The sequence below is a fragment of the Gillisia limnaea DSM 15749 genome (assembly GCF_000243235.1).
In the GTDB taxonomy this organism is placed as follows: domain Bacteria; phylum Bacteroidota; class Bacteroidia; order Flavobacteriales; family Flavobacteriaceae; genus Gillisia; species Gillisia limnaea.
Window position 1 is genome coordinate 2,713,449 of sequence record NZ_JH594606.1, and the last position, 20,397, is coordinate 2,733,845.

Annotated in this window: 19 protein-coding genes; 7 read left to right on the forward strand and 12 right to left on the reverse strand. The window is 38.4% G+C overall.

What is annotated here, in order from left to right; translation table 11 throughout:
• Positions 1-102: 102 nt before the first annotated feature.
• Positions 103-1,377 (forward strand): PQQ-dependent sugar dehydrogenase, encoded by a 1,275-nt coding sequence (locus GILLI_RS13830; RefSeq protein WP_006989744.1) that lies wholly within the window; start codon positions 103-105, stop codon positions 1,375-1,377.
• 3 nt (positions 1,378-1,380) lie between these two features.
• On the forward strand, positions 1,381-3,678 hold the full coding sequence (locus GILLI_RS13835; RefSeq protein WP_006989745.1) for a TonB-dependent receptor: 2,298 nt from the start codon (positions 1,381-1,383) through the stop codon (positions 3,676-3,678).
• A gap of 113 nt (positions 3,679-3,791) precedes the next feature.
• On the opposite strand, the gene coaD is transcribed toward GILLI_RS13835, so the two are convergent.
• Positions 3,792-4,247, reverse strand: coding sequence for a pantetheine-phosphate adenylyltransferase (gene coaD, locus GILLI_RS13840; protein ID WP_006989746.1), 456 nt, complete (start codon positions 4,245-4,247; stop codon positions 3,792-3,794).
• A 140-nt stretch (positions 4,248-4,387) separates the two neighbouring features.
• Positions 4,388-5,359, reverse strand: a complete 972-nt coding sequence (locus tag GILLI_RS13845; protein ID WP_006989747.1) for a D-alanine--D-alanine ligase — start codon at positions 5,357-5,359, stop codon at positions 4,388-4,390.
• A 102-nt stretch (positions 5,360-5,461) separates the two neighbouring features.
• Here GILLI_RS13845 and GILLI_RS13850 point away from each other — a divergent pair, with 102 nt between their 5' ends.
• The 5 genes from GILLI_RS13850 (at position 5,462) to GILLI_RS13870 (ending at position 12,415) form a co-directional block, all read left to right on the forward strand.
• Positions 5,462-6,088, forward strand: coding sequence for a PASTA domain-containing protein (locus GILLI_RS13850; RefSeq protein WP_006989748.1), 627 nt, complete (start codon positions 5,462-5,464; stop codon positions 6,086-6,088).
• Positions 6,075-7,130 carry an RluA family pseudouridine synthase gene (locus tag GILLI_RS13855; RefSeq protein ID WP_006989749.1) on the forward strand — a complete coding sequence of 352 codons (1,056 nt, stop codon included), beginning with the start codon at positions 6,075-6,077 and terminating at the stop codon, positions 7,128-7,130. The genes GILLI_RS13850 and GILLI_RS13855 overlap by 14 nt, the downstream gene beginning before the upstream one ends.
• Positions 7,131-7,337: 207 nt before the next feature.
• On the forward strand, positions 7,338-8,099 hold the full coding sequence (gene yaaA / locus GILLI_RS13860) for a peroxide stress protein YaaA (protein WP_006989750.1): 762 nt from the start codon (positions 7,338-7,340) through the stop codon (positions 8,097-8,099).
• 160 nt (positions 8,100-8,259) lie between these two features.
• Positions 8,260-11,709: a pyruvate carboxylase gene (locus GILLI_RS13865; RefSeq protein ID WP_006989751.1), complete on the forward strand. Its 3,450-nt coding sequence runs from the start codon at positions 8,260-8,262 to the stop codon at positions 11,707-11,709.
• Between the two features lie 16 nt (positions 11,710-11,725).
• Positions 11,726-12,415 carry a uracil-DNA glycosylase family protein gene (locus tag GILLI_RS13870; protein WP_006989752.1) on the forward strand — a complete coding sequence of 230 codons (690 nt, stop codon included), beginning with the start codon at positions 11,726-11,728 and terminating at the stop codon, positions 12,413-12,415.
• A gap of 1 nt (position 12,416) precedes the next feature.
• Here GILLI_RS13870 and GILLI_RS18180 read toward each other — a convergent pair whose 3' ends face one another.
• From GILLI_RS18180 to GILLI_RS13910, 10 genes are all read right to left on the reverse strand, one after another.
• The gene (locus tag GILLI_RS18180; protein ID WP_006989753.1) at positions 12,417-12,551 is read right to left on the reverse strand and encodes a 30S ribosomal protein THX; all 135 of its coding nucleotides are present in this window, start codon (positions 12,549-12,551) and stop codon (positions 12,417-12,419) included.
• A gap of 2 nt (positions 12,552-12,553) precedes the next feature.
• Positions 12,554-12,682, reverse strand: coding sequence for a hypothetical protein (locus GILLI_RS19085; protein WP_006989754.1), 129 nt, complete (start codon positions 12,680-12,682; stop codon positions 12,554-12,556).
• Positions 12,683-12,760: 78 nt separating this feature from the next.
• The gene (gene trpA, locus GILLI_RS13875) at positions 12,761-13,528 is read right to left on the reverse strand and encodes a tryptophan synthase subunit alpha (RefSeq protein WP_006989755.1); all 768 of its coding nucleotides are present in this window, start codon (positions 13,526-13,528) and stop codon (positions 12,761-12,763) included.
• Positions 13,529-13,592: 64 nt separating this feature from the next.
• Positions 13,593-14,774: a tryptophan synthase subunit beta gene (gene trpB / locus GILLI_RS18710; protein ID WP_006989756.1), complete on the reverse strand. Its 1,182-nt coding sequence runs from the start codon at positions 14,772-14,774 to the stop codon at positions 13,593-13,595.
• A 90-nt stretch (positions 14,775-14,864) separates the two neighbouring features.
• Entirely contained in the window at positions 14,865-15,551 is a 687-nt protein-coding gene (locus GILLI_RS18715; RefSeq protein WP_006989757.1) for a phosphoribosylanthranilate isomerase, read from the reverse strand.
• A gap of 9 nt (positions 15,552-15,560) precedes the next feature.
• On the reverse strand, positions 15,561-16,346 hold the full coding sequence (gene trpC, locus GILLI_RS13890) for an indole-3-glycerol phosphate synthase TrpC (RefSeq protein WP_006989758.1): 786 nt from the start codon (positions 16,344-16,346) through the stop codon (positions 15,561-15,563).
• Positions 16,347-16,389: 43 nt separating this feature from the next.
• Complete coding sequence (trpD, locus tag GILLI_RS13895; protein ID WP_006989759.1) at positions 16,390-17,382, reverse strand: anthranilate phosphoribosyltransferase; 993 nt, start codon at positions 17,380-17,382, stop codon at positions 16,390-16,392.
• Positions 17,383-17,518: 136 nt separating this feature from the next.
• On the reverse strand, positions 17,519-18,190 hold the full coding sequence (locus GILLI_RS13900; protein ID WP_006989760.1) for an anthranilate synthase component II: 672 nt from the start codon (positions 18,188-18,190) through the stop codon (positions 17,519-17,521).
• Positions 18,191-18,240: 50 nt separating this feature from the next.
• A complete protein-coding gene (locus GILLI_RS13905; protein WP_006989761.1) occupies positions 18,241-19,635 on the reverse strand; it encodes an anthranilate synthase component I family protein in 1,395 nt (464 codons plus the stop codon).
• Between the two features lie 181 nt (positions 19,636-19,816).
• Positions 19,817-20,386 carry a YceI family protein gene (locus GILLI_RS13910; RefSeq protein WP_006989762.1) on the reverse strand — a complete coding sequence of 190 codons (570 nt, stop codon included), beginning with the start codon at positions 20,384-20,386 and terminating at the stop codon, positions 19,817-19,819.
• Between the last annotated feature and the right edge of the window lie 11 nt (positions 20,387-20,397).

Sequence of the window (20,397 nt, forward strand, 5' to 3'; positions counted from 1 at the left end):
CCACTGTTACTACTTAAAAAGCCGGTGTTAAATTAAACCCAATCTAAGTAAAATGTTTTAGACTGGATAAATTAAAGACTATTTTCATTAAAATTTTTGATTATGATAAAAAAAATAACTCTCAGCTTTTTTTTAATATGCTTTTTCAGCAACATCCAGGCTCAAATGAAAGAATTAAGTGATGAGCGTAAGATGGAACTCTCCAAACAATCAAACGATACTGTTTCTACAGCAATTGGAAAGCTTGTGTTGCCAACACCGTATCATTCTGAATCGATTAGGAAAGAAAGTAAGGTCATAGGTTGGGGAGATAAAAAACCACAGGCTCCCAATGGTTTTACAGTAGAAAAATTTGCCGATGGATTTGAACATCCACGATGGACCTATATAGCACCAAATAACGATATTTTTGTTGTAGAATCCAATACTCAAAAAAGTGCAAACAGAATTACTGTCCTTCGGGATAATGACGGCGATGCCCTTCCGGATGAACGGGAGATCTTTCTTGAAGGCCTGAACCAGCCATTCGGGATGTTGATCCTGAACGGCTTTTTCTACGTGGCCAATACAGATGGGTTGTACCGCTATCCTTATAAGGAAGGCCAGTTAAAGCTTGAATCGAAAGGAGAAAAAATACTTGATCTTCCTGCCGGTGGATATAATAATCACTGGACGCGAAACCTTATTGCAAATGAGGATGGAAGCAAAATCTATGTTTCTGTGGGTTCTGCAAGTAATGTCGGCGAATATGGAATGGAAACGGAAGTGCGCCGTGCGAATATACTGGAGATAAACCCTGATGGTACCGGAGAGAAAATTTATGCTGCCGGTTTAAGAAATCCTGTTGGAATGGACTGGAACCCTGTGACTGGTGAACTTTGGACAGCAGTCAATGAAAGGGATAAAATAGGTAATAACCTGGTGCCGGATTATATAACAAGTGTTGAGGAAGATGGCTGGTATGGCTGGCCCTATTCTTATTATGGGGATATCAAAGATCCAAGATGGGAAGAAGATCCTCATAACCACCTGGTACAAAAAGCAATTGTTCCGGATGTGCCGGTTGGTCCACATACAGCTTCTCTGGGTTTAAAATTTTATACGGCAAATCAATTTCCGGAGAAATATAAAAACGGAGCTTTTGTAGGACAACACGGCTCCTGGAATCGTGCAGATTTCTCCGGGTATAAAATAGTCTTTGTGCCTTTTGAGGATGGTGAACCCGGAATTCCGGAAGATTTCCTTACAGGATTTATAGCCAGTGAGGCCAATAGCGAAGTTTATGGAAGGCCGGTTGCTGTTTCAATTTTGCCAGACGGCTCATTGCTGGTAAATGATGACGATTCTAATACCATCTGGAGGGTTTCAGCTCAATAAACAATGAGTTTAAAAATAAAACTTTCCATTCTTTTTCCTTTTTTGTTCCTCGGAAATATTTTCGGACAGATCCTTGAAGGTACTGTTCTCAATTCTGTTACTTCACAACCTATTGAGAATGTAACTATTCTCAATTTGAAATCCGAAGCAGTAGCTTTTTCAAATACTGAAGGTGAATTTAGAATTCCCGCAGGAGGTCTTCCCGTGACCCTTAAAATAACCGCGATAGGATTTGAAGAAGAACAGGTTGTAGTAAACACTTTGACAGATAAAATCCAGATATTTCTGAAAACTTCTACTGAACTGCTTTCCGAAGTAATGATAAATAGCACCCTTATTCCTAATCAGCTGCGTAAGCTTCCCGCATCTGTAAGTGTGATTTCTTCTGCAGATCTCAAACGTATAGATGCCATTAACCTGGCGCAGGCATTCAATAATGTTCCCGGTGTTTATGTTAACCAGGGAGCGCTTAACACCACCAAACTCAATATTCGTGGAATTGGAGCCAGATCTCAATATAGCACCAACAGGATCCAGGCATATTTTAATGGAATTCCTCTTTCTACTGCCGAAGGGGAATTAACGCTGGATGATATAGATCCCGAAGCTCTTTCCCGAATTGAAATAATAAAAGGACCGGCCTCCAGTATTTATGGGGCTGGTTTGGGAGGAGTTATAAATCTGTATGCTGCGGAAGGAGAAATTGATAAAACCGAAGCTGCAGGAGAATTATTATTCGGTAGTTTTGGGATGTCGAAAAAAACTATTTCTGCTTCGCACGGAACCAAAACCACTTCTCTTTTTGCAAATTTCAGCGATCTTCAAACTGATGGGTACCGTGACAATGGCCAGTATAACAGAAAATCAGGACTTATTCACGGAAGCCTGAAAACGACTGAAAATAATAAACTTAGTTTTCTTGCCAATTTCACCAGATTAAAAGCTTTTATCCCAAGCTCCATAAATGAGAGCGATTTCAGGAACAATCCATCGATTGCAGCTTCAAACTGGGCTGCATCTAAAGGTTTTGAGTCTTATGATAGTGGCTTACTGGGAGTTTCCTATGACCATAAATTCTCCTCATATTTCACAAATACCACCAGTGTATATTTTAGTTTTAGAGATGCCTATGAACCTAGACCTTTTGATATTTTGAAAGAGGAAAGAATATCGGCAGGGGTACGAACAAAATTTAATCTTTCTGCAGAACTGTTTGATCGTCCTTCAAAAATAAGTTTTGGTGCCGAATATTATAATGAATGGTATGAGATTGGAACCTTTGAAAATTTATATCGGGATTTTCAGGATCAGGGAAGTGTTTTGGGCACGCGTTTAAGCAATAATGAACAGGACAGGAATTATTCGAATCTTTTCGGGCAACTCAATCTGGAACTAAACGATAAATGGGGTTTGGAAACGGGCCTCAATTTAAATATGACTAATTATAGTCTAACCGATCTTTTTGTACAGGATGATATCGATCAATCCGGTGATTATGGGTTTAATACAATCTTATCGCCCAGAATTGCTACTACCTATGAAGTTTCTGCCAATAAAAACCTGTACGCTTCTGTAAGTCATGGATTTTCAACTCCCACGGTTGCAGAAACCCTTACTCCAGATGGTCAATTAAATACAGACCTTCAACCGGAAACGGGAATCAATTATGAAATTGGGTTTAAAGGTAATTGGTTGAATAATTCGTTATACACTGAAGTTGCTCTATATTCTATTCAAATAGATGATCTTTTGGTGGCTCAAAGAATTGCAGAAGATCGGTACGTGGGAGTAAATGCAGGAAAAACGAATCATAACGGAATAGAATTTTTTGCAGGATACAAGAAAAGACTGATGCCCGAATTGATTATAAATCCTTATATAAATGCATCGATTAACTTTTTTGAATTTGAAGAATTTCTTGACCGTGAATCAAACTTTTCCGGGAATAAATTGCCGGGAGTTCCAGGGAGTACTGTAAATGTTGGTTTGGATTTGAATATTTGGAATAAGTTAGATATTTACAGCAATTTTTTCGCCGTAGGTGAGATTCCTTTAAATGATGCAAATTCGGTTTTCACAAATAGTTATACACTTTTGAATTTGAAAGCAATTTACACCATTGATCTCATCGAGGATCTTAACCTAAATTTTACAGCAGGTATAAACAATCTCACCAATGAAAAATATGCAGCCAGCGTTCTTCCTAACGCGGTTGGCTTTGGTGGGGCAGCTCCAAGATTTTATTATCCCGGAAATCCACGAAATTATTTTGGTGGTGTAGGATTGAGTTATCAGTTTTAAAATGCCAGAGGTAGTAATTCTTCGATGCCCGCCCGTGCTTTTCGGGCGGGAATTCATAGATATTTTGGATGTTTCTTCCTTTTACATCCCGCGAGTGCTCGCTCTGGGATACTTTATTGTTTTGTCACCGCATCGGGAACCATAAAGGAATAATTCCCACCATTTTTTCTAACGTCCCTAACTACCGATGATGAAATGTGGCTTTTCCCGGAAGATGCTATTAAAAATACAGTTTCTATTCCTGCCATTTTAAAGTTGGTTTGGCCAATGGTTTTTTCAAACTCCATATCTCCGGTGTTGCGGAGCCCACGAAGTATGAAGGGAGCATCTTGTTTTTTGCAAAAATCTACTGTAAGTCCCTTGTAGGTCATCACCTTGATTTTAGGTTCACTACTAAAGGTTTTTTCTATAAACTCAACTCTTTCTACCAGGGAGAACATGTATTTTTTGTCGGCATTTACTCCAATTGCGAGAATGATCTCATCAAAAAGGGGCAAAGCCCGCTCGATGATGTCTACGTGGCCTAAAGTAATAGGATCAAAAGATCCCGGGAATACAGCTCGTTTCATGGTTGGAATGAATTTTAACAAATATAATCAAATACAAATGGAATTCTATTAAGCATTTGCAGAAGTGAAAACAGACTTTCCTATGCTTTATAGGTATATAAACATAACCCTGTAAGCTTTTAATTTTATAACTCCTTGTTCTAAAACGCGGCTTCGACGGCACTACCAAAAAGATCTTTTAAACTAATACCGGCAGCAGTTGCCTGTTGAGGTAATATACTGGCTTCACTCAATCCGGGAGTAGTATTCATCTCGATAAAATGAGCTTGATCATTATGGAAAATAAATTCAGACCTTGTAAAACCTTTCATTTTGAGCTTGGAATAAATCAATTTTGCGATGTTCTGAACTTCTTTGGTCTGTTCTTTGGATATTCGTGCAGGAGTAATTTCCTGGGATTTGCCTAAATATTTAGCTTCATAATCAAAAAACTCATTTTCTGAAACGATTTCCGTTACCGGTAGGGCAAGGATCTTACCTTTGTAGGTAATCACCCCAACAGAAACTTCGGTGCCATCTAAAAAGGATTCTATAATCACTTCATCATCTTCTTTAAAAGCAACTTTTGTGGCCTGTTCCAAATCTTTTGCTTCCTTTACTTTGGTGATCCCAAAACTGCTTCCGGCTTTGTTTGCCTTCACAAAACAGGGTAATCCTACACGTTTAATAATTTCATCAACTTTTACTTCATCTCCTTTGTTAAGAAAATAATTCACCGCAGTTTTTATTCCGTAGGGTTTTAAAACACTTATTAGGTCCCTTTTATTAAAAGTAAGTGCTGCCTGATAAAAATCGCAGGAGGTTTGCGGAATTCCAACCAGATTTAAATAAGCCTGTAACAATCCATTTTCACCGGGTGTTCCGTGAATAGTGTTGAATACACAGTCAAAAACGATGACATTGTCATGGATCTTAACCGTGAAATTGCTTTTATTTATAGGGTAGGGAGTACCATCATCGGCCACTACAAACCATTCATTTTGCATAATATGTACGCGATAGGGTTCGTAAAGAGCGGGATCCAGGTTTTTGTAAACCATATTCCCACTGTTGATAGAGATGCGGGATTCACTGGAATACCCGCCCATAGCGATGGCAATTTTTTTCTTCATATCAATATTCAGGCTTGATTTGTGTTAACAAAAATATGACTATTCAAGTGTGCTACCAAAACCCGGTCGTTTTTATATCTTTGTATATTATTAAAAAAATTTATGGGCCTACTTAAATTTATATTTAGCAAAACCTTTTTTATTCAATTGGTTTTGGCTGCAGTTGCATTAATAGTGCTGGCTTTTCTAGCCCTACAGTGGTTGAATGTTTCAACAAATCAGGATGAACGCATCGAAGTGCCAGATCTCTCCAGGCTTTCGTTGGATGTGGTAGAAGACCATCTTGATGAAAAGGATCTTCGTTTTGAAATATTGGATTCTGCCAATTTTAATCCCGATTATCCTCGGTATTCGGTGATCGATCAGGTTCCTGCACCCGGTAAACACGTAAAAGAAAACAGAAAAATATATCTAACATTAAATCCTTCTGGTTTCCGGAAAATAAAAATGCCGGATCTAATTAGAACAACCCGCCGTCAGGTAGAACCAACGCTTCGATCTCTTGGGTTTGTGATTGGGGATGTTACTTTTAAACCGGACATTGCGCAGGATGCTGTTTTGGAATTGAGACATAAGGGAAAACTTGTAAATCCTGGAGATGAATTGATGAAAACATCGGTGATCGATCTCGTTTTAGGAGATGGTTCCGGGCGATACAGAAGTGAAGAAGAAGATAGCTTACAGGTAGATGAACCTGAAATTGATACAGACTATAATGACGAATTCTAATATTGATCCTGAATTGGAAGTTCAGGACGATGAACTTTATGAACATCATAAATTTACTGCAGACAAAGGTCAGCAACCCCTGCGTGTAGATAAATATTTGATGAATTATATCGAAAATGCTACCAGGAGTAAGATCCAGAAGGCAGCAAAAGATGGGAATATCCACGTGAATGGAATTCCCGTAAAATCAAATTACAAGGTGAAACCCGGGGATGTGGTGCAGGTGTTGTTTGAACATCCTCCGTATGAATTTTTGCTTACCCCGGAGAATATCCCGCTTGACATTGTTTATGAAGATGAATCGTTGCTTGTGGTAAATAAAACTGCAGGTATGGTGGTGCACCCGGGACATGGAAATTACAGCGGAACCCTTATAAATGCGCTGGTTTTTCATATAGATAATCTACCTAACAACAGCAGTGAGCGTCCAGGACTTGTGCACAGGATCGATAAGGATACTTCAGGTTTATTGGTAGTTGCCAAAACCGAAGATGCGATGACACATCTTTCCAAACAGTTTTTTAAGAAAACCAGTTCCAGGGAATATGTCGCGTTGGTTTGGGGAAATATGCAGGAGGATGAAGGGATTATTGAAGGAAATATTGGAAGACATCCCAAAAACAGACTTCAGAATACGGTGTATCTTGAGGATGATAATGAACAGGGGAAACCTGCAATTACTCATTATAAGGTATTAGAGCGTTTTGGATATGTCACCCTGGTTTCCTGTAAGCTGGAAACAGGAAGGACCCATCAAATCCGGGTGCATTTAAAACATATAGGTCATACCTTGTTCAATGACGAACGCTATGGAGGAGAAAGGATACTCAAGGGTACTACTTTTACAAAGTACAAGCAGTTCGTAGACAATTGTTTCAAAATACTTCCCCGGCAGGCATTGCATGCCAAAACCCTTGGTTTCACCCATCCTGTTACAAAGGACTGGATGAGTTTTGATACCAACTTACCTAAGGATATGGAAGATTGTATAGAGAAATGGCGTAATTACTCTAAAAATCAAAAGGATTTTATAGACGAATAGGGCGTGCCCCCAAAAGGGGTCGCGCTTTCGGCAGTCGCTTCCCGATGAAAAATCGGGAGAGCTCCAACAAAGCCTCAATCGCTCACGCAAATAAAATCCGTCAGTAGAGCTCTATTGGCAATAAATACCCGGAAGCATTTAAAAGTGCTAAACTTCTTACTATTTTTGTAGGATAAATGAACTTTTCAGAAGAAAAATATACTCAAAATGAAAATAGTCTTATCCCCGGCAAAAAGTCTTGATTTTAAAAGTGAACTTCCTACTTCCCGAGGAACTCAACCTTCATTCCTTGATACCACAGCAAAGATAAACCGTAAGCTTTCCAGGATGAGCAAAGAAGAGATTGGTGAGTTGATGAGTATTAGCGACAAATTAGCCGATCTTAATTACATTCGGTATAAAGAGTTTGAAGAAATTCATACCAAAGATAATTCCCGACCGGCCATATATGCTTTCGACGGCGATGTGTATTCCGGGCTTGATGCTTATACCATTCCCAAAGATAAACTAGATCGTTTACAGGATTCCCTCAGGATTTTATCGGGAATGTATGGAATTTTAAAACCTTTGGATCTCATTCAGCCATACAGGTTAGAAATGGGAACTTCAATAGGGATAGAAAGAAAAAATAATTTATATGAGATGTGGAAAAAGAAAATCACAGATTCCCTGAATAATGAACTGAAAGAAGATGAGCTGTTTATAAATCTTGCCAGCAATGAATATTTTAAAGCAGTGGATACAAAAAGATTAAAAGTCCCTGTAATTACGCCTGTCTTCAAAGATCTGAAAAACGGAAAATTAAAGATCATTAGTTTTTTTGCTAAAAAAGCCCGTGGTGCAATGGTTCGCTATATAATTGATAATAATGTTAATAGCATTGAAGAACTAAAAGGATTTAATTACGAACAATATCGATATAGTGATTCAAATTCTAAAAAACCTAATGAATTTGTATTTATCAGATAGTATAATTAAACAGAAAACCATACCTTAGAAGGCTGCCATTGGGCAGCTTTTTTTATTTTAACTAATTATTAACCATAATCATATTTTAAAGCTTTTTCAAATCATCATTTATTTAATAACTTTCAAAAGGATGGAGCTTTAATAAAATAAATAAGATCAAATGAAGATTAAAAAGGTACTAGTAGCAAACAGGGGAGAAATAGCAATCAGGATTTTTCGTGCCTGTACAGAGATAGGATTAAAAACCGTTGGGATCTATACCTTTGAGGATCGCTATTCCCTGCATCGCTACAAAGCGGATGAATCTTACCAAATTGGGGAAGATAACGATCCTCTCAAACCATATTTGAATATTAAGGCAATCATACAGGTTGCTAAAAATAATGATGTGGATGCCATTCATCCGGGTTACGGTTTTCTTTCAGAAAATGCTGAATTTGCCAGGCAATGTGAAGAAAACGGCATCATTTTTATAGGGCCAAAAGTGGATGTTTTAAAATCCCTGGGAGATAAAGTTAAAGCCAAAGAAGTTGCGGTGGCAAGCGATGTTCCGGTAATTGAAAGCAATAAAAAAGAATTGAATTCTTTAGAAATTGCTGTTGAGGAGGCAAATCGTATCGGCTACCCGTTGATGTTAAAAGCTGCTTCCGGGGGAGGTGGACGTGGGATGCGGGTGATTAGAGATGAAGAACAATTAAAATCTGCTTTTCCCGAATCAAAGCGAGAAGCTGGAAATGCTTTTGGAGATGACACGGTTTTTATCGAAAAATTCGTTGAAAATCCCAAACATATAGAGATTCAAATAGTAGCCGATAACCACGGAAATATGGTTCATCTTTTTGAAAGGGATTGTTCTGTTCAAAGACGTTATCAAAAAGTTATAGAATTTGCTCCTTCCTTAGGTTTGGACCAGGAAATTAAGGATAAGTTATATAAATATGCCATTGATATCTGCAAGGCCGTAAAATATAACAATATAGGGACGGTGGAATTTCTTGTAGAGGATGGTGAAATTTATTTTATTGAAGTAAATCCCCGTATACAGGTTGAACATACAGTAACTGAAATTGTTACCGGAATTGACCTTGTAAAAGCTCAAATCTTCATAGCAGGTGGTTATAAATTAAGCGACGACCAAATCAAGATCCACGGGCAGGAAAGTCTTAAGATAAATGGCTATGCACTTCAGTGTAGAGTAACAACAGAAGATCCCGAGAATGATTTTAAACCGGATTATGGAACTATCACCACCTATAGAAGTGCTTCCGGTTTTGGGATAAGACTGGATGCCGGGAGTGTTTATCAGGGCGTTACAATTTCACCATTCTTTGATTCTATGTTGGTAAAAGTTTCTGCAAGCAGCCGGACTTTAGATGGGGCATGTAGAAAAATGCGTCGTACTCTGGCCGAATTCAGGGTTCGTGGCGTAAAGACCAATATGGCATTTCTTGATAATATTCTTCAACATGAGAAATTTAGGGAAGGAAAGGTTACCGTAAATTTCATAAAAGACAATCCAGATTTATTTATAATCAAGCAAAGTCGCAACCGTGCAACCAAGATGGTTAAATTTCTTGGAGATATCACGGTGAACGGAAATCCGGATGTAAAAGAAATAGATCATTCAAAAAAATTCATACTTCCTCATGTGCCTAAATTTGACGAATACGGGAATTATCCAAAAGGCACCAAGGACTTGCTCACCGAATATGGACCCGAGAAATTTTCAAGATGGTTAAGACATCAAAATGAAATTAAATTCACAGATACTACCATGCGGGATGCCCATCAAAGTTTGCTTGCAACACGCATGCGAACCTATGATATGATGAAAGTGGCAGAAGGATTTGCGAAAAACCATCCCAATGTGTTCAGTATGGAAGTTTGGGGTGGTGCTACCTTTGATGTTTGTCTTAGATTTCTAAAGGAAAATCCCTGGGAACGTTTACAATTGCTTAGAAAAGCTATGCCAAACGTGCTTTTACAAATGCTTTTGCGCGGTTCAAACGGAGTGGGGTATACCGCATATCCGGATAATCTAATAGAGCGTTTCGTTACTGAAGCCTGGGAGAACGGAGTGGATGTTTTTAGGATTTTCGATTCTCTTAACTGGATGGAATCTATAGAGCCTTGTATAAAATATGTTCGGGAAAATACTTCAGGCCTTGCGGAGGCTTCAATTTGCTATACTGGAGATATTCTGGACAAGAAACAAACCAAATATACCCTTGAATATTATGTGAATCTCGGGAAGCAAATGGAAGACGCCGGGGCTCATATCCTGGGAATAAAAGATATGGCGGGAATATTAAAACCGTATGCTGCAGAGGAGCTCATCTATGCCTTGAAATCCAGGATTAACATTCCAATTCATCTGCATACGCATGATACCTCTTCCATACAGTCTGCAACCTACTTAAAAGCTATTGAAGCAGGCGTAGATGTTGTAGATGTCGCCCTGGGAGGTTTATCTGGACTTACCTCCCAACCTAATTTTAATTCCATCGTGGAAATGATGAAATTTCAGAGCAGAAGTGCCGATTTTGATATGGATAAGCTCAATGAATATTCTCATTACTGGGAATCTGTACGCAATTATTACTATCCTTTTGAAAGCGGACTTAAAGCCGGAACGGCCGATGTTTTCAAGCATGAAATTCCGGGAGGTCAGTATTCCAACCTGAAACCACAAGCAGAATCCCTTGGTTTGGCCGACAGATTTAATGAAATTACCGATATGTATGCCCAGGTAAATGATCTTTTTGGAGATATAATAAAAGTAACACCAAGTTCAAAAGTGGTTGGGGATATGGCTCAATATTTAGTCAGTAATCATTTTAGCATAGAAGATGTTCTGGAACGAGGAGAAACTATGTCTTTTCCCGAATCGGTAAAAAGTTTCTTTCGCGGGGACCTGGGACAGCCGGTAGGTGGTTTTCCAGAAAAAATTCAGAAGATCATACTTAAAGATGAAGTGCCCTATACCAACAGGCCAAATGCTCATATGGAACCTATAGATTTTGAAACAGAGTTTGCTGAATTTGAGGAGACTTTTAAAGAGGCTATGGGTAGAAAACTGGATATCACCGATTTTCTTTCCTATAAATTATATCCAAAAATATTTACAGATGCCTACAACCATCATAAGGAATACGGGAATGTTGTAAAAATTCCTACCAAGAATTTCTTTTATGGAATGGATCCCGGAGAAGAGATTATCGTTGAAATGGATAAGGGGAAAACTTTATTGATTCAGTTAATGTCGGTAGGGAAAGCTAACAGCGAAGGGTTGGTAGATGCCTATTTCAAGGTGAACGGGCAAACCCGGGCAGTGAAAATTCAGGATAAATCAATCAAGGTCGAAAAGGTTGTTCATCAAAAAACAGATAAATCAAATCCGAAGGAAGTTGGTGCACCACTTCAGGGATCTTTATCTTCAATTTTGGTCAAACCCGGGCAAAAAGTCGGTAAAAATGAACCTTTGTTTATTATTGAAGCAATGAAGATGGAAACCACCATTACCTCCAATGCTGAAGGGGAAATTGATAAGATTATTTTGGCTCAGGGAGAAATGGTTTTTTCAGATGACCTTATTGTTGTTATGAAGTAAAACTGAATTTTTAAAGATGGAGACAAATAACGGGGATACTAAAAAGCTTTTTCATCACACCCATCCTTATGAGCCTTTTATTCCTCAAAATGCAACAAAATTAATTGTAGGAACCCTTCCACCGCCAAGATTTACTACCGGCTTTTTGAAAGAAGGGGATGTAGATTTTTGTTATGGGAGCAGGGATGGATTTCTTTGGCTGGTTCTGGATAAGCTATTTGATCTCAATTTGAAATATGAAAATACAACAGAAGCCATTGAGCAACGCGAACAATTTTTGAGAAAAAGAGGAATAGGGATATGTGATATGCTTGATAGCAGCAAACGAGCGAAGATAGATGCTTCCGATATTGGAATGCAGCTTCCGGAACTCCGAAATATGGTACAAATCCTCAGGGACCATCCGGGAATCGAAACCTTGCTTTTTACAGGAGGCAATAGTAAAAACGGACCAGAATATTTCTTTAGAAAACATTTGAATCAAATAGAGGAAGACATAAAATTAAAAGTGATCTCCAACGAGGTTCCGCGGGTGCATCAGTTTGTGCTGGATGGTAGACTTATAACGACCGTTTCATTAACCGCGCCTTCAGGATCTGCTAACCGGGCAATTGGAAGTATGGAATCCTATAAAAGCTTTAAAAAGAAAAACCCTGAATTCAATACTATTGATTTCAGGGTGCTTCAATATAAAGGCTATTTCTAACTTATTTTAATTCGTTTTGATCCTGTTGGGCCATCGTGGTAGGCTTAATCTTAAATTTTTTACGTTTCGGCCGAAGTCTTCCGTGAGTTCCAATCGCTATTTTTCCCCGCTTAGTTTTCTTATCCCCTCTTCCCATTCTTATTTTTTATTTTGCTGTTTTTTAATGGTTTTTTCATCGGTATCAAACTTATTGGTCTTTTGATTTCTATCTCCAGTTGGATTAGTAGGATTTTTTTGTTCTTTTGTTCTTTCAAATTTCTTTTCCATGGTTTCTATTTTTTAAAATTCTAGAAAAAGATACAGAATATTAGGTGAAAACTCTATTAATAGGATGTTAGAATTTGGTTAAAGATCTCGTAGTGCTTTAATAAAGGAACTGGTTTTATTAGTTCCGGATGCGGTAAGATGTTTAACAAAAGCGCTGCCTATAATGGCTCCGGTTGCAAATTCAGTAGCCTGATTAAAGGTTTCCTTATCATTGATCCCAAATCCTATAATTTGTGGATTCTTTAAATTCATAGCGGAAATCCGCTTGAAATATGCTTTAGTGTCTTCGCCAAATCCCTTTGTAGAGCCTGTTACACTGGCACTGCTCACCATATAAATGAATCCGTCGGAAACAGAATCTATAAACCGGATGCGTTCCTCTGAAGTTTGAGGAGTGATCAGGAAAATATTGATAATCCCATAGTGCTCAAAAATTGCTTTATACTCCTCATTATAAACATTTACAGGAAGATCGGGGATTATTAATCCGTCTATCCCGGCTTCCTGACATTTCTGGCAGAATTTCTCCACCCCATATTGAAGCATAGGATTGAAATATCCCATAATAATCAATGGAATTTTAACCGTTTCGCGAATATCCTTTAATTGGTTAAACAGCATATTGGTAGTCATTCCGTTTTTCAAAGCCTGGGTAGAACTTTCCTGAATCGTTGGTCCATCTGCCAAAGGATCGCTGAAGGGTAGTCCAATTTCTATAAAGTCAACCCCGCTTGTTTCCAGATCCTTTATAATTTTTACGGTGTCCTCCAATTTTGGATACCCGGCTGTAAAATATATGGACAGGAGTTTTTTGTCTCCATTTAATGTTTTATTGATTCTGTTCATTGTTGAAGTTTAGATTCCAAACCCTATGATTTCATTACTTGTGAACCAAAGGGTTTGATTTAAATTACAAATTAAAATAATCGATATAGGTGCTTAAGTCCTTATCTCCCCGTCCTGAAAGGTTCACAACCACAATATCATCTTCTTTAAATTTTCGGTCTTTAAAAATCGCAAGGGCGTGTGAGGTTTCAATGGCAGGAATAATTCCTTCCAGTTTGGCAAGCTCAATTCCTGCCTGCATAGCGGCTTCATCGGTAATGGAAATAAATTCCCCGCGTCCGGTTCTAAATAAGTTGGCATGCATGGGCCCTACTCCGGGATAATCCAATCCTGCCGAAATTGAATAGGGCTCTGTGATTTGTCCATCATAGGTTTGCATCAATAAGGTCTTGCTACCGTGAATAATTCCTTCTTTCCCCAATGCTGAGGTTGCAGCGCTTTCTCCGGTATAAATTCCTTTCCCGGCCGCTTCTACTGCAATAATACCCACTTCGGGATTATCCAGGTAATGAAAATAAGCTCCGGCAGCATTGCTTCCGCCACCAACACAGGCAACGACATAATCTGGATTTTCACGGTTTTCTTTTTCTTTTAACTGGATTTTTATCTCTTCTGAGATCACCGCCTGAAACCTGGCAACCATATCTGGATAAGGATGAGGTCCAACTACAGATCCAATGATATAATGCGTATCTACCGGATTGTTGATCCAGTCTCTAATTGCCTCATTCGTGGCATCTTTTAAGGTTCTGCTTCCAGATTTTGCCGGAACCACAGTTGCTCCAAGCATTTTCATTCTGGCTACGTTGGGGGCTTGTCGTTTAATATCTACCTCGCCCATGTAAACAATGCATTCAATGCCCATCAATGCACAAACTGTTGCTGTTGCTACCCCATGTTGGCCTGCGCCGGTTTCAGCAATGATACGGGTTTTGCCAAGGCGTTTTGCCATTAATATCTGCCCCACAGTATTATTGATCTTATGAGCCCCGGTGTGGCAGAGGTCTTCCCGTTTTAAATATACCTTGGTCTTGTATTTGTTGCTGAATCGTTCCGCAAAATATAGCGGAGTAGGTCTTCCTACATATTCTTTCAATAAATAGTTGAATTCTTTCTGAAAGGATTCCTCCTTCATAATATCCAGATATTGGGAACGTAATTCCTCAACATTGGGATAGAGCATTTCGGGAATAAAAGCTCCTCCAAAATCCCCGTAGTATCCTTTTTCGTTTGCCTGATATGTCATTTTTATCGAGATTAATTTTTTATCCCTCATTGAGGGTTTAATTCCCCGAGGCCCGCCCGAACGGTACGGGCGGACCCCGAGGTTCTTAATTTATTGCAATAATCTTTTGAAAATCTCCAGTTTCTGAAGATCCTTCAGTCCCGGCTTAATTTCAAACTTGCTGTTTACATCTATGGCATATACCAAATCCTCTTTTCCTTTTTTTTGAAATTCGGCAATCAGAGATTTAATGCTTTCCAACTCCTCAATCCCTATTCCGCCACTTAGGAAAAAGGGTTTTTTTGAAGGGTATTCCTTTAAAATATCCCAGTTAAAAGCGATGCCGTTTCCACCCTTGTTTTTTCCTTTTGTATCGAACAAAAAGTAATCAACCTCATCTTCATATGGGAATACTATATCAAAGTCAAATTTTTCATTTACAGAAAAAACCTTGATGATCTCCACTTCTGAAGGTTCGTTTAGTTTCTTTAATTCCTTCTTTAAATCATTACAAAACTGAGGAGTTTCCTCCCCGTGCAACTGAATTGCCTGCAAATTATACCGACTTGCCTTTTCCAAAATAAAATGGGAAGAAGCATTCACAAAAACTCCGGTATTCTTTATTTCTGAAGAAATTTCAGGGATTTCATGTTCAAAATTCCTTGGAGATTTTTCATAGAAGATAAATCCCAGGTAATCCGGTTTTAGGGAAGCAATTTCCAGAATATTCTCTTGAAATTTCATCCCACATACCTTTAGTTTAGGTCCTTTTATTACGTTAGATTTTGTATCGCTCATCTTGTTTTATTAAGAATTCAAATCACTTATAAAAGCCGAAGCCATTTTTCCGGGATCATTTGACTTCATAAAATTTTCACCGATCAAGAATCCTTGAAATCCGTAATTTTTTAAATCTTTTATTGCCTCCACACTGCTTATTCCGCTTTCTGAAACTTTTACAAATTCATTTGGGATCTTTTCTGAAAGTTCCTTGCTTATAGCTGTACTTACTTCAAAGGTCTTCAAATTCCTGTTGTTTACACCCAGCATATCAAGACTAGGCATCAACGATTTCTCAAGTTCCTCCAAATCATGAACTTCCAACAATACATCCAGGTTCAATCCCTTTGCAAATCCCGACAAATCTTTGATTTGTTTTCTGCTCAAAATTGCGGCAATCAATAAGATCGCATCTGCTCCGTGAGCTTTTGCTTCCAGAATTTGATATTCGTCGATAATAAATTCCTTTCTTAACAAAGGCATTTTTACAGCAGCCCTGGCTAGAATGAGGTCGTCCAGCGATCCACCAAAATACTTGCCATCTGTAAGAACGGACATTCCGCAAACTCCTGCATCTTCATAGCCGCAAGCGACATCCTGAACATTCAAATCCTGATTGATGACAGCCTTAGAAGGAGATCTTCGTTTATGTTCTGCAATAATACCTATGTTGCTTTTCTTTAAAGCAGAAGCCAACGAAATTGTTTCCCGCTCAAAAAGTGGATAGTGGGATAGATGCACCGGGGAGATCAATTGCTTTTTTAGGGCAACCTCCTTGTATTTATCGGCTATAATTTTATCTAAAATATTCATATAAGCTAGTTGTTTTTCCGACCTTCAAATTTGTTCAAACTCTTTATTTACTTAACTCCTGTAGTTTTTTTAGAGCCTTCAGGGCTTTTCCAGAATGCAGCGATTCTTTTGCCTTTTCAAATCCTTCTTTTGGAGACAGGTTTTGTGTAGTTGCTATAGCCATTCCCGCATTTGCACAAGCTACATTTTGCTGGGCTTGTGTTCCTTCTCCTTTTAAAATATTCAGAAAAATTTCAGCGGAAGCTTCTATGGAACCTCCACCTGCGATCTCAGATTCTTTAAGAGGTTCTAATCCAAAATCTGATGCTTCTAAAATACCTTCAGTAGTATTCGAAATGGTTTTTGTCGCTCCTGTTAAAGAAATTTCATCATAGCCGTCTAATGCGTGCAAAATGGTAAAATTCTTATCGGTATTCTGATAAAGATACCCGTACATCCTGGCGAGTTCCAAACTGAAAACACCCACGAGTTGATTTTTAGGAAAAGCTGGATTTACCATAGGCCCAAGCATATTAAAAAAGGTCTTGACTGCGAGGGATTTTCTAATAGGAGCCACATTTTTCATCGCGGGATGGAATAGGGGCGCGTGCAAAACGCAAATACCCGCTTGGTCGATGCTTTTTTCTAGAAAATCAGGATCGGTGCTAAATTTAATTCCAAGATATTCCATCACATTTGAACTTCCACTTATCGAGGAAACTCCATAATTTCCATGCTTGGCAACATGGACTCCTGCCCCGGCGGTAATAAAGGATGAAACCGTAGAAATATTAAACGTGTCCTTTCCATCTCCTCCGGTACCGCATAGGTCTACCGGATCATATGCGCTAAGATCTATCGCTAGACAAAGGTCTAAAAGTGCATCCCTAAAGCCCTCCAGCTCTTCTGTAGTGATGCTACGCATCATATAAACCGTTAAAAATGCAGCGATTTGACTTTCGTTATATTCTCCGTTTGAAATATTGACCAAAGCCAGTTGAGCTTCTTCCCTGGAGATGGTTTCGTGGTTGATGAGCCTGTTAAGTAATTGTTTCATCTATTTTTTTTATTTTTTTAGCGGACGTTTGTAACATCCATATAATCATTCCTCTGTGTGCGAAAATCTTTCTATGTTACTAGAAAGTTTTCTTCGGTTTCCTTCAGGGGAACCCAATAATGAGGAAGTTTTTTTATTAAACATTGGTTTTTGCTTCAGGGTTTTGCATTTTTTTTTCTGGTGAAAGAATTGGAGATGGTATATCGATCCAATTGCGTATCATCTTTTTTCCATCAGGTGTCAAAACCGATTCCGGGTGAAACTGAACACCTCTTACATCATATTCCCTATGACGTAACGACATTACCTGCCCCTTTTCATCATAAGAAGTAGCTTCAAGGCAATTGGGTAAATTTTGATCGACTACCCAGGAATGATATCGTCCTACTTCAAATTCACTTTCAAGTCCGTGAAATAATTGTTCGTCGGTTACAGAGGTTTTTATAGAAGTAGCGACTCCATGGTACACCGATTCCAGGTTGATCAGTTTTCCGCCAAAAACTTCACCTATAGCCTGTTGACCAAGGCAAACCCCTAAAATGCTTTTTGTGGGAGCATATTTTTCTACAATGGCTTTTAAAAGTCCGGCTTCATCCGGGACACCAGGACCGGGAGAAAGCAGGATCTTGTCAAATTGATCGACAAATTCCAGGTCTAATTCATTATTTCTCCGGACGGTTACCAGGCAATCGAATTCCTCAAGATAGTGGACCAGATTGTACACAAAGGAATCATAATTATCGATTACCAGCACTTTAACCGGTTTTAGCAGCGGTTGAGATTCTATTTTTTCAGATTTAATATTCATTTTTCTTTCTTCCTTAATTTCATTTAGCAACGTGGGCTGTAGGATGCTTTTTATATTTCTTCTGCAAGTTCCAGAGCCCTTGTTAAAGCTCCTAATTTGTTATAGACTTCCTGTAATTCGTTATCTTCATTGGATTCGGAAACGATTCCGGCTCCTGCCTGATAATGCAGGTAATGGTTTTTACTCACAAAAGACCGTATGATGATGGCATGATTGAAATTTCCTTCAAAATCCATAAATCCAATGGCCCCTCCATACGCACTACGGTTCACATTTTCATATTTTTCAATAAGGCTCATCGCGCTGTGTTTTGGCGCTCCGCTTAATGTTCCGGCCGGAAAGGTGTCAGCTACAACTTGCATAGCGGGTGTGTTTTTATCCTTGGTCCCGGTTACTTTGCTCACCAGATGGATTACATGTGAGAAAAACTGGATCTCTTTGTATTTTTCAACTTGTACATTGTTGCTATGGCGGCTAAGATCATTCCTGGCCAGGTCCACAAGCATCACGTGTTCTGCGTTTTCCTTTGTGTCCGATGAAAGTTCCTTTGCGAGCTCAGCATCCTGTTCATCATTTCCGGTACGTTTAAAGGTACCTGCAATAGGATGTATTTCAGCCTGATCGCCTTTTACCACCAATTGAGCTTCCGGAGAACTTCCGAAGATCTTAAAGTTCCCATAATCAAAATAGAATAAGTAGGGGGATGGGTTCACGTTTCTCAATGCCCGGTACACATTGAATTCATCTCCTTTAAAAGCCTGGGAAAACCTTCGGGATAATACAAGTTGAAATACATCTCCGCGGTGACAATGTTTTTTGCCAAGTTTTACATTTTCCCGGAATTCTTCATCCGTAAGGTTTGAAACCGGTTCTTGTTGTCTTTTAAAATTGTAGGTGGCAAAATTTTTCACCTTTAGCAATTGTTCTATTTCCGCCAGTCTACTTTTAGAATTGTATGTGTGGTCAAAAATATAGGCTTCATTATTAAAATGATTTACTGCAATAATGTTTTGATATACCGCGTAATAAATATCCGGGATTTGAAGATCTCCGGTCTTTCTGGCTATTTTGATGTTTTCAAAATATTTTACTCCATCATATGCGATGTACCCGAAAAGCCCATTGTTTATAAATTTGAAGTCAGAATTTTCGGTTTTGAATCGCTTTGAGAATTCCTGGATTTTGTTGGGGATATTTATTTCAGAAGAAATTTCGGTCTTTTCGATACTTCCGTCAGGAAAGGACTCTGTGATAATTTCATTTTCAATTTTAATTGAAGCGATTGGATTGCAACAGATATAAGAAAAACTATTGTCACTTGCATGGTAATCACTGCTCTCCAAAAGCAGACTATTAGGGTATTTGTCCCTGATTTTTAGGTAGACGCTTACCGGTGTGATGGTATCTGCAAGAAGTTTTTTAAACGTGGTGGTTAATTGATACATTTCTATAATTTATTGAATGAAAAAAGGCTTGTCGTGAGACAAGCCTTTGTATATTATTTTATACGAGTGCAGTGTTACTTCACGTTGTGTTGACGTAAGCTATTCCACCACCAGGTATTTGCTGTATTATTTTTCATTGCATCAAATATACTTATGATATTTTAAATAGCAAAAGTTTTTTTTAAAATTTAAGATCTACAGCAAGATCAAAATTGTCGTAGATCGTTTTATCCCCCAAATTATCAAAGAAACTTCCCGATCCATAGCGCACATCATATTTTGACCTATCAATGCTTAACATAGTAGAAGCCGAATTTTGTTTCCAGTTAAGATCGAAAGTTACTTTGTTTGTTTTATTCTTGATAGTTAAATCTCCAACAGCTCCATAAACACCATCTGCTTTTTTAGAAATGCTGGTGATTACAAGTTTAGAAGTTGGATATTTTTCTACCCCGAAGAAATCATCTGATTTTAAATGTCCTTCAAGTTTCCCTTTACTCTCTCCTGAAAGATCGGTATTGATTAATGAGGTCATATCAATTACGAATTCCCCACCAATTGGATTACCACCTTCAACTATAAAATGTCCTTGCTTAAGTTGGATAGTTCCTGTATGTGATCCCGTTACTTTTTCACCTTTCCAGGTCACCTTGCTTTCTTTAATGTTGATCTCTTTGTTAAGAGAGGTAAAGGCCAGGGTTGTTAAAATTACTAACGATGCAGCTGCACCTTTTAAAAATCTGTTTTTCATGATAATTTACT